13 protein-coding genes are annotated in these 15,885 nt (G+C 47.4%); all 13 read left to right on the top strand.

Annotated elements, in window-relative coordinates; translation table 11 throughout:
- Positions 1-153: 153 nt before the first annotated feature.
- The 13 genes from B5M13_RS30855 to porU all read left to right on the top strand — a co-directional run bounded on the left by B5M13_RS30855 (position 154) and on the right by porU (position 15,821).
- A complete protein-coding gene (locus tag B5M13_RS30855; protein WP_080059307.1) occupies positions 154-1,125 on the top strand; it encodes a zinc-dependent alcohol dehydrogenase family protein in 972 nt (323 codons plus the stop codon).
- Positions 1,126-1,350: 225 nt separating this feature from the next.
- Complete coding sequence (locus B5M13_RS30850) at positions 1,351-2,061, top strand: MotA/TolQ/ExbB proton channel family protein (RefSeq protein ID WP_080059306.1); 711 nt, start codon at positions 1,351-1,353, stop codon at positions 2,059-2,061.
- 65 nt (positions 2,062-2,126) lie between these two features.
- Positions 2,127-2,519 carry an ExbD/TolR family protein gene (locus B5M13_RS30845; protein ID WP_080059305.1) on the top strand — a complete coding sequence of 131 codons (393 nt, stop codon included), beginning with the start codon at positions 2,127-2,129 and terminating at the stop codon, positions 2,517-2,519.
- 122 nt (positions 2,520-2,641) lie between these two features.
- Positions 2,642-4,222, top strand: coding sequence for an FAD-dependent oxidoreductase (locus B5M13_RS30840; RefSeq protein WP_080060152.1), 1,581 nt, complete (start codon positions 2,642-2,644; stop codon positions 4,220-4,222).
- A 56-nt stretch (positions 4,223-4,278) separates the two neighbouring features.
- Positions 4,279-5,100, top strand: a complete 822-nt coding sequence (locus B5M13_RS30835) for a 3'-5' exonuclease (protein WP_080059304.1) — start codon at positions 4,279-4,281, stop codon at positions 5,098-5,100.
- 144 nt (positions 5,101-5,244) lie between these two features.
- Complete coding sequence (gene nuoK, locus B5M13_RS30830) at positions 5,245-5,589, top strand: NADH-quinone oxidoreductase subunit NuoK (protein ID WP_020597411.1); 345 nt, start codon at positions 5,245-5,247, stop codon at positions 5,587-5,589.
- A gap of 109 nt (positions 5,590-5,698) precedes the next feature.
- Positions 5,699-7,609, top strand: coding sequence for an NADH-quinone oxidoreductase subunit L (nuoL, locus tag B5M13_RS30825; protein ID WP_080059303.1), 1,911 nt, complete (start codon positions 5,699-5,701; stop codon positions 7,607-7,609).
- A 53-nt stretch (positions 7,610-7,662) separates the two neighbouring features.
- Complete coding sequence (locus B5M13_RS30820) at positions 7,663-9,141, top strand: complex I subunit 4 family protein (protein ID WP_080059302.1); 1,479 nt, start codon at positions 7,663-7,665, stop codon at positions 9,139-9,141.
- Between the two features lie 81 nt (positions 9,142-9,222).
- Positions 9,223-10,629, top strand: a complete 1,407-nt coding sequence (locus tag B5M13_RS30815; protein WP_080059301.1) for an NADH-quinone oxidoreductase subunit N — start codon at positions 9,223-9,225, stop codon at positions 10,627-10,629.
- A gap of 192 nt (positions 10,630-10,821) precedes the next feature.
- Positions 10,822-11,334, top strand: a complete 513-nt coding sequence (locus tag B5M13_RS30810; RefSeq protein WP_080059300.1) for a GtrA family protein — start codon at positions 10,822-10,824, stop codon at positions 11,332-11,334.
- Positions 11,335-11,478: 144 nt separating this feature from the next.
- Positions 11,479-11,670 carry a hypothetical protein gene (locus B5M13_RS30805; protein ID WP_020597416.1) on the top strand — a complete coding sequence of 64 codons (192 nt, stop codon included), beginning with the start codon at positions 11,479-11,481 and terminating at the stop codon, positions 11,668-11,670.
- Positions 11,671-11,732: 62 nt separating this feature from the next.
- A complete protein-coding gene (locus tag B5M13_RS30800; protein WP_245859582.1) occupies positions 11,733-12,356 on the top strand; it encodes a SprT family zinc-dependent metalloprotease in 624 nt (207 codons plus the stop codon).
- A 42-nt stretch (positions 12,357-12,398) separates the two neighbouring features.
- Positions 12,399-15,821, top strand: coding sequence for a type IX secretion system sortase PorU (porU, locus tag B5M13_RS30795; protein ID WP_245859581.1), 3,423 nt, complete (start codon positions 12,399-12,401; stop codon positions 15,819-15,821).
- Positions 15,822-15,885: the final 64 nt, after the last annotated feature.

The following is a 15,885-nucleotide window of genomic DNA, read 5'->3' as shown; positions in this document are numbered from 1 at the left end:
ACAACCATTGGGTGATGACTTGATTTCGAGGTTTAGGAATAGTTTATGCAAATTAAATTATATTTTTGGCCGGAATCCAAATTCGAGGCAGAAAACTCCCCGGATTATCGGTTACTCAACAAAGTTTTTAAACTTTAACCCGCTCATTAGCGAATGAAACGTGTTGTCTTTGATCAGATTGGAAAACCTTTTGACATTCTTAAAACTGCTGATACACCTCTGCCGGAACCTAGCCCCAATGAGGTTCGGATAAAAGTTATTGCGGCACCAATCAATCCGTCAGACATCATGTTCGTACAGAACCTGTATGGAATTCGCCCAAAACTGCCATCAGGAGCCGGGTTTGAAGGAGTGGGTGTTGTCGATGCGCTGGGCGAGGGCGTTCAGATGCGCACCGGTATGCGGGTGAGTTTCACAAGTATAGGGACTTGGGCCGACTATGCGATTGCGCACCATCGAAGTTTAATTCCGGTGCCCGATGCCATGTCGGACGATGTAGCGGCTCAGTTATTTGTAAATCCGTTTACGGCCTACGCTATGGTTCAGGATTCGAAAGTACCGGAAGGGGGCTGGCTGATGCTTACGGCAGCCGGATCGGCATTTGGCAAAATGGTTATTCAGTTGTGCAAAATGCGGGGCATCAAAACCATTGGTACTGTTCGGCGCGACGATCTGAACCAGGAATTGAAAGCGCTTGGCCTTACAGAAGTGGTTAATGTCGAAACAGAGAGTCTGACAGACCGCGTAAAAGAGATTACCGAAGGCGCTGGCGTAACCTGTGTGCTCGATGCCGTTGGCGGACATACCGCAAGTGAAGCCCTGAAATGCCTTGGTAAAGGGGGAACTATGTTGATATACGGTGTATTAAGTCTCCAAGACCCTCAGATCAACGCGGGGTTAATGATATTCAGAGGATTAACCGTCAAAGGGTTCTGGCTAACAGACTGGATGCATCGGGTCGATAGCCAAACCCGGCAGGAGGTAGCCCAACAAGTGATTAGCCTGCTGGCATCCGGTCAGATCCAATTACCCGTGGAAGCCTCCTATTCTTTGGATCAAATCATCGAAGCCATTGATCATGCTGAACGACATGGACGATGGGGCAAAATTCTGGTAAAGCCCTGACGGTTTAGTCTATACGCTAATTGGCGATACATTTTGTCGTACACATTTGCCGCTGGACAACAAGTATTTGCTAAGTAAAATCTGCATTTGGGCTGTATTTGTTAACATCGGACAGGATGTCCGTGTTACTTCGTTATCTTTGAAACAATATCCGGTAAAACCTGCACGTTTGTTCCTGTAACGACTCTGTTGGTCTTACCTCATCCATTTACCCGACTCGTTCGTATGCTTTTGCTTCAGGTTCCGGCTGTCGACACTACAGCCGCTTCGCTGTCTGCCACAGCGGCTACCCAAACCCAATCGCTCCAGTTATTTGACCTGGTAGCCAAAGGGGGTTGGGTTATGATTCCCATCGCACTATTATTTTTTGCTGCGCTTTACCTGATTTTTGAGCGCTACTTCGTTATTCGATCCCAATCGAAAACCGACGCCAACTTTATCGACAACATCCGCGATATGGTGGCGCAGGGTAACATTCGGTCGGCCGAATCATTTGCCAAAAATCAGCGCACAGCTATGGGCCGGGTGTTCGAAAAGGCAATCGGTCGGATTGGTTCGCCTATCCGGGAAATCGAAAGCACCATCGAAACCGTTGGTCAGATCGAATTGTCGCGACTGGAGCGGAATATGGGCTATCTCGGAATTATTGCCGGTATTGCGCCGATGATGGGTTTTATCGGTACGATTTCGGGGATTATCCGCATTTTTTACGACATCTCGCTGTCCGATAATATTAGTGTCGGGATTATTGCGGGTGGTCTGTATGAGAAAATGATCACTTCAGGCGCCGGTCTGATTGTCGGGGTTATTGCCTACACAGGCTATCACCTGCTCAATATGATGATCGAACGGTTTACCCTCGCGCTCGAAATCAATGCGTTTGAATTTATCGAGGTGCTTCAGAAACCGACCAACGAACCTGCGCGTGTACGGTAACAAATGAATAGGGAGAAATGGCTAGCATAGTGTCCATTTTTCATTGTTCATTATCCATTGCAATTATGAAACTCCGTCGAAAAAATAAATTTGCTGCCGAAGTGGCGACATCGTCGCTGAACGACATCATGTTTTTCCTGCTGTTGTTCTTCCTCATCATTTCTACGGTGGCCAATCCCAACGTTATTAAACTTATGCTGCCCAAAGCGTCATCATCGCAGCAATTGAGCAAAAAGCAGGTGACGTTGTCGGTCGATGACAAGAAACAATACTTTATTGACAAGAAACCCGTCGATCCGGCAAATCTGGAAAATGAACTGAAAACGATTATGGCCGGTATTGCTGAACCAACCGTTGTCGTACGTTTTGACAAAAGTCTGACGGTTCAGGATTTGGTCGATGTACTACAAACGGGAGCCAAACTCAATATCAAAATGGTCATGGCGACCTCGAAATAGAGCCCTATTCAGGCTATTTTTGGCCTTACTCTCTTATGCTAAGCCGATGCCGTTGCCGCATCGGCTTTTTTTGTTCAATCAAATTGGCCTACTTTCCGGTTATTCCAGTAAACAAATCGATTATGATAGCCGACTACACCGAAGCTCCTGTTTGTCATGTAAATGACCTCATTGATGGCGAGTTAAAACAAGTTCGCGTGGGCGATACTGATGTGCTGCTGGCCCGTGCCGACGGACAGTTTTATGCCCTACATCCCCAGTGTACACACTATCATGGGCCACTGGTTGAGGGCGTTCTGAATGGGCATCGACTGATTTGTCCGTGGCATAATGCCTGCTTCGATGTGCGGGATGGCCATCGGCTCGAAGCCCCTGCCCTGAATGGCTTGCCTACCCATGAGGTTCGTATCGAGCAGGATCAGGTGTTTGTACGCGTAACAACGAATAAAGAAAGCCTGGAAAATCCGATGGCTACACCCGATGAAGCCAATACAGAAACTTGTGTGATCGTTGGGGGAGGAGGGGCGGCTGCCTTTGCAGCCGAAGCCATGCGGGAAGGTGGTTTTACCGGCAAAATCATCATGCTAACCGAAAGCGATCGGATTCCCTACGATCGCCCGAACTGCTCAAAAGAATACTTGCAGGATGCGGCTCCTGATGAGTGGATGCCTCTTCGGACCGAAGAGTTTTACCGCGATTATGGAATCGAAATTCGCACTAGCCAGCGCGTTACAGCGCTGGACCCGGTTGAAAAGCGGATTGAGTTGGCTTCTGGCGAAACCCTCATCTACGACAAGGTACTCGTTTGTCCGGGGGGGCAACCCAATGCATTACCCGGTTTGAATCCTGATCTTAAAGGCGTTTATACGCTACGCAGCCTGCACGACAGCCAGCATTTGCGCGATTTAGGTAAACAGGGCAAGCGGGTGGTCATTGTTGGCAGTTCGTTTATTGGGCTTGAAGGGGCCATGAGCTTGCGAAAACTAGGCAGTGAAGTTGATGTAGTAGGGCCAGAACCTGTTCCATTCAGCAAAATTCTGGGTGAAAAGATTGGCCGGGTTGTTCAGGGCTGGCACGAAGAAGCCGGAATACGATTTCATCTGGGTCGCAAGGTGGCCCATCTGGAAGGAGACGATACGGTTCAGGCCGTTGTACTTGACAACGGTGAACGCTTGCCTGCTGATGTGGTTTTACTCGGATTAGGGGTCAAACCTCGAACCGATTTTTTAGTCGGTGTGCCGCTCGAAACGGATGGGGGAATCAGTACGGATGGAAATTTGAATAGCTTGGAAGGTCTGTATGCTGCTGGCGACATTGTTCACTACCCGACTGCCGACGGTTCGCAACGGATTGAACACTGGCGGGTGGCCTGTCAGCAGGGGCATGTAGCCGGGTTGAATATGGCCGGTCAACAAACGCCTTACCTGTCAGCCCCTTTTTTCTGGACCGATCAGCAGGGCCATCAACTAGGGTACGTTGGTCATACAACCGCTATTGACGACATACTTTACAATGGCGACCCCGAAAAGGATGATTCCTTTTTGGCATTATATATTCAGAAAAATCAGATCAAAGCCGCCGTCGGACTTCAGCGCGATCGGGACATTATTGCCATTCGCGAGTTGATGGAGGCTGGCCGGATGCCATCAGTCGATGAGGTTCGGAAAGGGATTGACTGGGTTACAACATTGAAAAAAGCCTGATTCCGCCGAAACCTGTTTACCTTTGCAGCCTGACCGGGTGAAATTCTGGTTTGGTTATGACGCATCAACTTATACTCAAAAAGCCCCTCGCCTTTTTCGATCTCGAAACCACTGGCATAAACATTGCCAAGGATCGCATTATTGACATCTGTATCATGAAAGCGATGCCAGGTGGTGAGGTGGTCAGTAAAACCCAACGGGTTCATCCGGGCATGCCCATTCCGCTTGAGTCAAGTATGATTCACGGGATTTACGACGACGATGTGAAAGATGCTCCCCCTTTTAAAACCGTTGCCCGAACACTGGCTCAGTTTCTGGAAGGGTGTGATCTGGCTGGTTTCAATAGCAATCGCTTTGATGTGCCGTTGTTGGTCGAAGAATTTTTGCGGGCAAATGTCGACTTCGATGTAAAAAATCGTCGACTGGTTGATGCACAGCGTATTTTTCACTTGATGGAGCCGCGGAATCTATCGGCTGCGTACAAGTTCTATTGTGATAAAGAACTGGTTGGCGCACATGGAGCCGAAGCCGATACGCTGGCGAGTCTGGAAGTCTTAAATGCACAAGTGCAGCGCTATCATGGGATGGTTGCCCGGACCGATGGTGGACGGGACGTTGTGTTCGACAATGATATAGATATGCTCCACAGCCTGACAGCCAATACCAATGTTGATCTGGCCGGTCGGATGGTTCTCAATGAGAAAGGCGAGGAAGTTTTCAACTTTGGCAAGCACAAAGGATTGCCGGTTATAGAGGTTTTGAAAAAAGAACCCTCGTTCTACGATTGGATGCTGAAGGGGGAGTTTCCACTGGATACCAAACGTCGATTGACTGAAATTAGACTTCGAATGTTCAGCCATGTAAATGGCAAAAGGTGAAACCTAATGAACTACGTGTAGTAGTGGAGTCGGTAAAACGTAGGGCTTTGGTACCTGGCTTCACTGCGTTGACTTATTTAGGCTACTGCACTACATAAACGAATAATCTTTACATTTGCGGTACTTTCTATTAACCGGCAAGCCATGCAACCCACGCAGGACGTCCTCATTCCGGAAGTCATTCAGCAAATACCGCTTACGTATTATCTGATTCTCAGTACTGCCCTCTTCGTGATCGGCATCATTGGTGTACTGACCCGGCGTAACGCGATCATTATCTTTATGTCCATTGAGTTGATGCTCAATGCGGTCAATCTGCTCCTTATTGCCTTTTCGTCCTATCGATCCGATTCGGCCGGGCAGGTATTTGTCTTTTTCATTATGGCTGTTGCGGCTGCCGAAGTATCGGTAGGGCTGGCTATTATTGTCATGATTTACCGCAACACCCGCTCTATCGACGTGGGCTTGCTTAATAAATTGAAATGGTAAAAAAGAGTTGTCAGTTGGTAGGCCATTGCTGTTCATGTTATTTTAATCTATTGACTGATTGCTTTAGCAGACCGTAACTATTGACTGACGATTATCGACCTATCGACTAATGAAAATAGAATTACTCTGTGCGTTAATTCCGCTCTTTCCGCTTATTGGCTTTCTAATTAATGGACTTGGCTTTCGCCGAGTGCCAACGGGCCTGGTCGGAGTCATTGCTACTGCCGCTGTACTGGCTTCTTTTTTTATTTCCGTTTCGTTGTTTCTTGGCTTTCAGGCCGAAGCTGGTCCACAAATCGCTACGCTCTTCGATTGGATTAGTGTGGGAGATCTGCATATCAATTTCTCGTTCCAGATTGATCAGTTGTCGTTGTTGATGCTGTTGGTAGTAACGGGCGTGGGTACGTTGATTCACCTGTACAGCATTGGTTACATGCACCACGATGAAGGGTTTGGCAAGTTCATGGCGTTCCTGAACCTGTTCATTTTCTTTATGCTGCTGCTGGTGATGGGCTCCAACTACGTCATCATGTTTATCGGTTGGGAAGGTGTAGGGTTGTGCTCCTATTTGCTCATCGGTTTCTGGAACAAGAACACCAATTACAACAATGCCGCCCGCAAAGCCTTCGTCATGAACCGCATTGGCGATCTGGGTTTTCTGCTCGGCATATTCTTAATCATTAATACCTTCGGTACGGTCGAATACCTGGATATTTTCAAACAGGCAACCAGCCTCGGGATAGGTGACAAAACTATTCTGGCAATTACGCTGCTTCTGTTTGTTGGAGCTATGGGTAAGTCGGCACAGATTCCGCTCTACACCTGGCTACCCGACGCTATGGCGGGCCCTACGCCCGTATCCGCCCTGATTCACGCAGCGACGATGGTGACGGCTGGTATCTATATGGTTGTTCGGTCGAATGTGCTGTATACGTTGTCTCCATTAACACTCGAAATTATTGGTGGTATTGCTGTGGCAACGGCACTGCTGGCGGCATCGATTGGCCTGTTGCAGAACGATATTAAGAAAGTGTTGGCCTATTCAACGGTCTCGCAATTGGGCTATATGTTCCTAGGGCTGAGTGCAACGGCGTATACGGCGGGGATGTTCCATGTGATTACCCACGCTTTCTTTAAAGCCCTGTTGTTCCTCGGTGCGGGTAGCGTTATTCACGCTATGTCGGATGAACAGGACATTCGGAAAATGGGGGGGCTGCGGAAAGCATTACCCATTACGTTTATTACCTTTTTGCTGGGTACCTGGGCTATTTCGGGTATACCACCACTGGCGGGTTTCTTCTCGAAAGATGAAATTCTGGCCCATGTGTACGAGCATAGTAAACTACTGTGGGGATTAGGCGTTCTGGGCTCTGGTCTTACGTCGTTTTACATGTTCCGGCTACTGTTCCTGACATTCTTTGGTGAATTCCGGGGCACGGAAGAGCAAAAGCATCACCTGCACGAATCCCCATTTACCATGACCCTACCGCTGATGATTCTAGCTGTTTTGTCAGTTGTTGGTGGAGCGCTCAACTTACCTGGTGGCGGTTGGCTGAGTCATTTCATGGAGCCGCTGTTCGAAGGGTCTCGTCAGGTCAATCCCGAAGCGTTTGCCGAAGGAGCCATCGACCACGGCACCGAATATATGCTGATGGGCATTTCGTCGGCTGTCGCTATCCTGTCGCTCATTATCGCTTATGTCATGTACATTAGCCGAGGAGCGGTTCCGGCACCTGATTCGGCCGATCGTTCTCTGCCTGAGCAGGTTGTGTATAATAAATATTATGTCGACGAGCTATACGAAACAATCATCGTACGACCTATTCGTGGGCTTGGCGATGCTTTATATAGTTTTGGTGAAGGGTTGGTCGATGGCATCGTGAATGGCGTGGCCTGGCTGGTCCGGCAGGGGTCTGCTCAATTGCGGTTATTGCAGAATGGCTCCATCGGATTCTATGTGTTGGCTATGGTCGTCAGCATTGTGCTCATCTTCGCCTTTCGGTTTTTCATTCGGTTTTAACTAATACGGTGGAATAGTTCGCCAATCGAACATCGTACCTTGTAAATCAGTATATGCTTACATTATTCCTGATTTTTTACCCCGTTGTAGCGGCTACGCTGATTCTGATAATCGGGGGAGAGCGGATAAAACAGGTCGCCCTGGTCGCTGCATTGATTGAGTTAGCCATTGCCGGGACGGCTTTAGTTAGCTTCAAGCCCGATGCAACCTCGCAATTTGGTTTCGACTATGCCTGGATTGGCTCGTTGGGCATTCGTTTCAGTGGGGGGATCGACGGTATCAGTATCTTGCTGGTATTGCTGACCGGCTTACTTGTTCCATTCATTATCCTTTCTACCTTCAATCGATCCTATAAGCAACCTGCTACTTTTTATGCGCTGATGCTGTACATGCAGGCAGCGCTGATGGGGGTATTTACGGCCCGTGACGGATTTTTGTTCTACCTGTTCTTTGAAGCCGCACTGATTCCCATCTATTTCCTCGCAGCTATGTGGGGCGGAGAAAATCGGATTCCGGTTACCTTCAAGTTTTTTGTTTATACCATTTTCGGAAGCCTGTTCATGCTGGTCGCACTGGTTTATCTCTATTACCAGACGCCCGCTACTTTGACGGCTCCTCATTCGGCGGCTATCGCTGATTTTTACAAGCTAAAGCTGACTCCCGAGGCTCAAAACTGGCTGTTCTGGGCGTTTTTTATTGCCTTTGCCATTAAGATGCCGGTGTTCCCATTCCACACATGGCAACCCGACACATACGTAGAATCGCCCACACCCGCTACCATGCTGCTGGCTGGTATTATGCTAAAAATGGGCGTTTATGGCCTTATTCGGTTTATTCTACCGATTGTTCCATTGGGGGTTGAAGCGTGGGGCAAAACGGCTATCATTCTCTCGGTGATTGGTATCGTTTATGGGTCAATCATTGCCATTCGCCAGCGCGATATGAAGCGGTTGATTGCTTACTCGTCTTTTTCGCACGTTGGCCTGATGGCGGCTGGTGTATTCTCGCAAACCGAAACAGGTATGCAGGGGGCATTGGTACAAATGCTTTCTCACGGAATCAATGTAGTCGGTATGTTCTTCGTGGCCGATGTAATTTTCTCGCGTACCAATACCCGCCAGCTCGATCAGCTCGGTGGTATTACGCAGTCGACCCCTAAGCTGACTGTCTTTTTCATGATTATGCTGCTAGGCAGCGTAGCGCTTCCGCTGACCAACGGTTTTGTTGGCGAGTTCCTGCTGCTGCATGGCGTCTTTACGTATAACCATTATCTGGGTCTGGCGGCTGGCTTTACCATCATTTTTGGTGCGGTATACATGCTGCGCTTATTCCAGAAAAGTATGTTTGGCCCTACCACATCACGCACCGACACCTTTGCCGATCTGACCAGTTCCGAAAGTTGGGTATTTATTCCGCTGGTTGTTATGGTATTCTGGATTGGGGTTTATCCCAACACATTTTTGAAATTAACCGAACCTGCCGTTGCTAATCTGATGAAATACATTGGTACGACAGCGGTATCTATGAAATAAAGCGGTCTGTTGGTAGTAGTAGCCATAGAGTGGCTAGCCTTCTTGCCAACAACCATTGATTATCGACTAATTACTGAAGGTATGCTTCCCATCGTTTTGTTATCGGTTTTTGGTATTGGGTTGTTGTTTCTAGGCTTTATGAAGTCGAGAGCCATACTACTGCCCGCCACCTTATTGTTTCTGGTTGTTGCACTGGCCGTTAATTTCATAGACTGGAATAAGTCCTATCTGTATTTTAACGACATGCTGCGCACCAATAACCTGGCGATGGTTTTTACGGCCATCATACTTCTATCGGCCTTTATGGTCGTAGCGTTGTCGAGCAATTTTCTGAACGACGAATCGGCACAACCCGCTGAATATTATGCTATTATTTTATTTTCGTTGGTAGGTGCCATTATGATGGTAGGATTTGAGAACCTGATCATGCTTTTCGTTGGGGTCGAAATCCTGTCCATATCCATGTACGTTCTGACTGGGAGTGATAAACGGAACCTGCGTTCGAACGAAGCGGCCATGAAGTATTTTCTGATGGGGTCCTTTGCAACCGGTATTATGTTGTTCGGAATGGCATTGCTGTATGGTGCTACTGGTTCGTTTACCATCGCAGGCATTGCGTCGTATGCGGCTCATCCACAGGTAGGCCTTTCATTATTGCTATATGTTGGCCTGTTGATGCTCCTGATTGGGCTGTTATTCAAAGTATCGGCGGCACCCTTTCATTTCTGGACTCCCGATGTTTACGATGGTGCTCCTACCATTTTCACCGCTTTCATGTCGACGGTAGTAAAAACAGCGGGTTTTGCTGCCCTGTTTCGGCTATTATCATTTTCATTTGGCGGAGTTTATACCTTCTGGTGGACGATTCTAGCCATTATCACGGCCATTACGCTGGTTGCTGGCAACATCACCGCTGTTTATCAGAATAGCTTTAAACGGATGATGGCTTACTCCAGCATCTCACATGCGGGTTATCTACTGATAGGGCTGGCCTCATTAGGGACGAATACAAAACAGGCTATTGTCTTTTATTCGCTGGCTTATTCCGTTGCCACCATTGCTGCGTTTGGCGTATTGCTTCTGGTTGCCCAGCAAAGAAGTACACAGACGATTACCAGCGAAGGGGTGGCTACTGAAAATTTTGATTCGTTCAATGGGTTAGCACGCCAAAACCCGCTGTTAGGACTAGCCATGACCGTTTCAATGCTTTCGCTGGCCGGAATCCCATTGACTGCTGGCTTCTGGGGGAAATTCTATATGTTTTCAACAGCTGTAGAGCGAGGACAAATCTGGCTATTGGTTGTAGCTGTATTGATGTCGGCGGTTGGTATTTACTATTATTTCCGGGTAATCATTGCGATGTATTTCCGGGATGGAGGAAATGATCCTATCCAGGTCGCTCCTTTTTATCGATATGTACTGGTAGCCGCTACTATTTTGACATTAGGACTGGGTATTGCTCCGGGTTTGCTGGAAGGCCTATTTTAAGTACCTAGTTGAGGAAGCAATAACAACATTTTTGAAGGTATGGGATTTGTCACTGTCCCAGAACTAGTCATAATTTTTATATTTATTGAATGACCGTAGCCTAAGTAACCTATCGCCAGAACATACACGTTAGCATTTGAGTTAGTATTTTTGGGTTTGATAACGAATTAATTCTAGCTAATTCAGTATACTTTGTCCGGTCAACTTGTGAACGTGAGCAGCATCGAACAGCCAAAACCTAAAGAATATAAGGACTTTTTCTCGTTCTTTCTGACGGCTTTGCTGGGTGCGTCAATTAATTTCATCAGTCGGATTTTCTATCGGCAATTCTTTGATTTTGACGTAAGTGTTTTCTGCGGGTATCTGACGGCTACAGTATTGACCTTTATTCCGACGAAGAAATATGCATTTTCGGCAGGGAAAACAGGTAACACAGGACGGGAAGCAATCAAGTTTTTAGCCATTGCCTTATTGGCGCTTTTCGTACAAGTATATGTCTCTAAATATGTGTTGGATTGGATTGCTACCCCTCTATTGCCAGACCCGGGCCAAAAAATATGGCGTGAAACGGGGTCGCATGTAGTAGGTATGGGTATGAGCTTCCTGGCTAATTATTTTGGGCATAAGCTCCTGACGTTCCGCAGTACGGGTATGTACGACAAGATTCGGTCGCGATCATCGAAGGAAAAAGAAGAACAGCTTTAAGCGGTATCTCTGATAAATTCAATTCCGAATATAACTTTTTGGGTACAAAGTCCAGATTATCATAAATTTATTGAGAGGCATATTGGATTTACTGTAAAAAAACTATATTTGCCACCGGAAACCTAAAATAGCATTTTCAGTCAAATGAAAAAAGTATTCGCTCTATTGTTCGTTGGCAGCATGCTGACCTTCGCTGCTTGCCAAAGCAAACCTAAGACGGAAGAAACCACCACTGATTCGACCGCTACGATGTCGACCGACACCACCACGATGGCTACGGATTCGGCTTCTACGATGGCTACGGACTCAGCTGCTGCTGACACTACGAAGAAATAAGTTTCTTCTCCACAGCATGCGAAAAAGCCTTATTTTTATAAGGCTTTTTTGTTTTTTATACCTTGACGGACGTATTTTCCACCTATGTGCCATCGGGAGCTGTCGAGTACTGCCACCAACTCTGGCAATCGTACCAATTCGGTTTTCGAATAGTAAAACCTCGTCGAACGCGGCTAGGCGATTTTCGGGTTCTACCCCACAATCAAACGCAAATCACGGTCAATACGAATCTAAATCCGTATGCGTTTCTGATTACGTATGTGCATGAAGTAGCTCATGCCGATGTCCATCATCAATATTGTTTGCAGCGAAGAATCAGACGGGTAAAACCACACGGACGAGCTTGGCAAACGGCTTTTCAGCGATTGATGCATCCTTTACTTACAGAAACCATCTTCCCCCCAATTGTATTGGAGCCGCTGAAGCAATACATGTCGAATCCAGGCGCTACGACCTATACGAATCCGCATCTTATGCTGGCCTTGCGTCAATTCGATAAACCGATAAACGAGGCTTTGCCCGCTAACCGGGTGTTGCTTCGGGATGTATCAGAAGGAAACTCATTTCGATTGGCACAAAAGACCTATGTCCGAGGTACGTTACGACGTACTCGTGTCGTTTGTAAAGAGATCGCATCCGGTAAATCCTACGCCATTCTGGCCCATGCATGGGTTGAAGTGAATTGATGTAAAATGAATAATGAACAATGTATAATGAGTAATGAACCTATGCAGCGCCAGCTTCGATGGGTGTATTGGCTATCCATACTCATTATTCATTTTACATTATCCATTATTCATTATAAAGCCCAGTCGCAATCGGTATTACGGGAGGGTATTTGGGTAAAGATTGCAGTCACTGAGTCGGGCGTTTATCGACTAAGCCAGTCGCAACTAACGAAGATTAATCCTGCCTTTTCGACGGCCGACCCCCGAAAGTTGCGATTATATGGGAATGGAGGGGCTGTTCTACCGCAATCGAATGCTATAACCAGACCCACTGATCTTACTGAAAATGCAATTCAGGTAATCGGGGAGGCTGATGGACGGTTCGATGCGGAAGATGCAGTACTTTTTTTCGGGCAAAGTCCACATGTAGTTCGGTACGATTCAGTAAGCCAGCGATTTACACATCAAATCAATCCCTATTCCGACACTACCTTTTATTTTCTGACAATTGGTACTTCTGCTGGACTGCGAATTACTGAGCGACCGGCAGGGGCGGTAGGAGGGGCATCTACTGTAACTACGTTCAACGATTATCAATTTCACGAGCAGGATATGGCAAAGGTGCCTGCTGTTCGTTCAGGACGTGAGTGGTTGGGTGAATATCTCACTACCGATACAACAAAGGTCGTTTCGTTTGATGTGCCGGGCCTTATGGCCAACACATCTATCCGGCTGACAGCTTCAGTAGTGGCTGGAGCTACCGTGGCTACGCAATTTCGGGTGCAACTAAACGATCAACAGGTTGGAACAATGCCAATGGCTTCGATTTCAGGGTATGAGTATGATTATCAGGGAATCGCACGAACCGATACCTTTCTGACCAGACTTACCACAGGAGACAGTCCTATTCGATTGGCAGTAACCTTCCGAAAAAATGGCTTGTATTCGGCACAGGGCTATTTGAATTATCTGGGCGTACAAACCCAACGGGAATTACGGCAATTTGATCGGCCAACGTGGGTGCGTCGATCTCCCGCTGGGCAGTACAAAGTCAGGCAGGCCAGTAGTAGTCTGCGTATCTGGGATATTACTAATACGCTGTTTCCCGTATCGCAGGCATATGAGTTGTCGGCTAGTCAGGAAGCGGGTTGGGGAGCCACCAAACGAAGTGATTATTTTCTTTTTACGGATACTCAACTGCTTTCACCTGCTTTATTGACAGTGGTTGCCAATCAGGATCTACGTAGCCAGGATACCCCCGATTTGCTCATTGTGACGCCAGCATCCTGGAAAACGCAGGCTGATCGATTGGCCCAATTTCGACGTGATCATGATCAGTTGTCGGTGATTGTTGTAACGACACAGCAGGTGTATAACGAATTTGGGTCTGGTTTACCCGATCCTACGGCCATTCGGGATATGGCCCGCTACTTCTACCAGAAACAACCTACTAAACTCCGCTACTTACTACTTTTTGGTGATGCTACCTACGATTATCGGAACATAGCTGGCCAGGTTAGTGCGTCGCAGTTGGCCAATATGGTGCCAGTGTATGAAAGTCGTGAATCGCTTCATCCGGTATTAAGCTATTCATCCGACGATTATTTCGGCTTTATGGATGTCAATGAGGGTGAATGGCCCGAGAACGATCAGGGTGATTATCGGATGGATATTGGCGTAGGTCGTCTTCCTGTAAAATCTGTAGATGAAGCTCAAACAGTTGTTGATAAGCTCATTCGTTATGGCTCAGACCCGTCCATCACGGGCGATTGGCAAACAAAAGTAATGTTCGTAGCCGACGATGGCGACTATAATATTCATCAGCAGGATGCCGATCAAATGGCTAAAATCGTAGAGAGAACGTCCCCAGCCTACCGCCCCGAACGAATATTTTTAGATGATTTTGTGCAGGAAAATACATCCGGTGGACAGAAAGCTCCACTGGTAAATCAGGTTATCGATCAGGCCGTTACGGATGGACGATTGATTATCAACTATAGCGGGCATGGGGGAGTTGTAGGCTTGGCCGATGAGCAGATCGTAACGCTTCAGGATATTCTTGCATGGCGAAATAGTCGCTTGCCGTTATTTGTTACAGCTACCTGTCAGTTTGGGCGATACGATGATCCAAGTGTTACCTCGGGTGCCGAATTAACTCTATTAAGCCGGACGGGTGGCGGAATTGGGTTGCTGACAACAACGCGGCCTGTGTATGCCAATACGAATCTGCTGCTGAACGAAGCCTTCTACAATGCCGTTTTTACGCCCATCAATGGCCAGATGCCCCGGCTTGGCGATGTGATGGAGCTAACGAAGAATAATAGTTTGACGGGGCCGGTCAATCGGAATTTTGCATTGCTGGGCGATCCCTCCATGCGACTAGCCTATCCGCAGGCTCAGGCTGTACTCACGCAGGTAAATGGTAAGGCTATTTCGGCAAACCGAATTGATACACTTCATGCCTTACAAACGGTTGAGCTAACGGGGCAAATTCAGCAGGCGGGCCAGCGAATGACTACGTTTACAGGCTCCGTCCGCCTATCGTTGTACGATAAAGCGGCCACTCACACTACACTTGGATCTGAAGTTGGCGCTCCCAAAATGACGTACCAAGCCTTTAGCAATCCAATTTTTACAGGGCAAATCCCCGTTCAACAAGGCCAGTTTACTGCCCGCTTTACTATACCCAAAGATATTGACTATACGGTTGGGAAAGGAAAACTGTATATCTACGCCATTCGAACTGATAGCCTGCTTGATGCGGTCGGAAGTTATGATAGTCTGCGCATCGGTGGCAGTGTATTTGCTGATAGTATCGATACGCAACCACCCTCGATGACGCTTGCTGTGGTTGGTGGAACACCGGATGGTGAACGTGTACGTATTGCTGGCCCAGACGTAACCCTACGTATACTGCTTAAAGATAATCGGGGAATAAATATTGCCCGGTCGGGTTTGGGACATGAGCTAACGGCACAATTGGCATCGCAGCCAGCGGTTATTTTGAACGACAATTATGTGGCAAACAGTGCAGATGGTCGACAGGGTGAAGCACGCTATACATTCCGCAGTTTGTCGGCCGGTAAATATACAGTTCGGGTTAAAGCCTGGGATATTAACAATAATTCAAGTGAGGGCACGTTGACCATAATAGTTTCTGACCGTCCTGGATTAGCTTTGCGAGCGTTTCGGGTGAGTCCAAACCCGATGACTGAACTGGCAACATTAACGGCCGAGCTAAATAGGTCAGGTGAACCATTGGATTGGGTGCTGAGTATATACGACCTTTCCAGTCGGTTGCTGAGCCAGAAAACAGGGCAGTGTACAAACTGTGAGGCCGCTTTAAACGTGGGATCATGGAACGGTCGGACAGATGCCGGTCAGTTGATGCCAAATGGATTATATATCGTCAGGCTTGACATTCGCTCAGCGGTAGATGAAACAACGGCCATTGGTACCAGTCGAATTGTAATAACGAAATGAATTAACGCACTTAAAATCACGCATTTTTTCTAATCCAAGGATTCATTGTAATTTTGACCGCACA

The sequence above is a fragment of the Spirosoma aerolatum genome (genome assembly GCF_002056795.1).
Lineage (GTDB): Bacteria > Bacteroidota > Bacteroidia > Cytophagales > Spirosomataceae > Spirosoma > Spirosoma aerolatum.
This window is presented reverse-complemented; position numbering and strand designations above follow the sequence as displayed.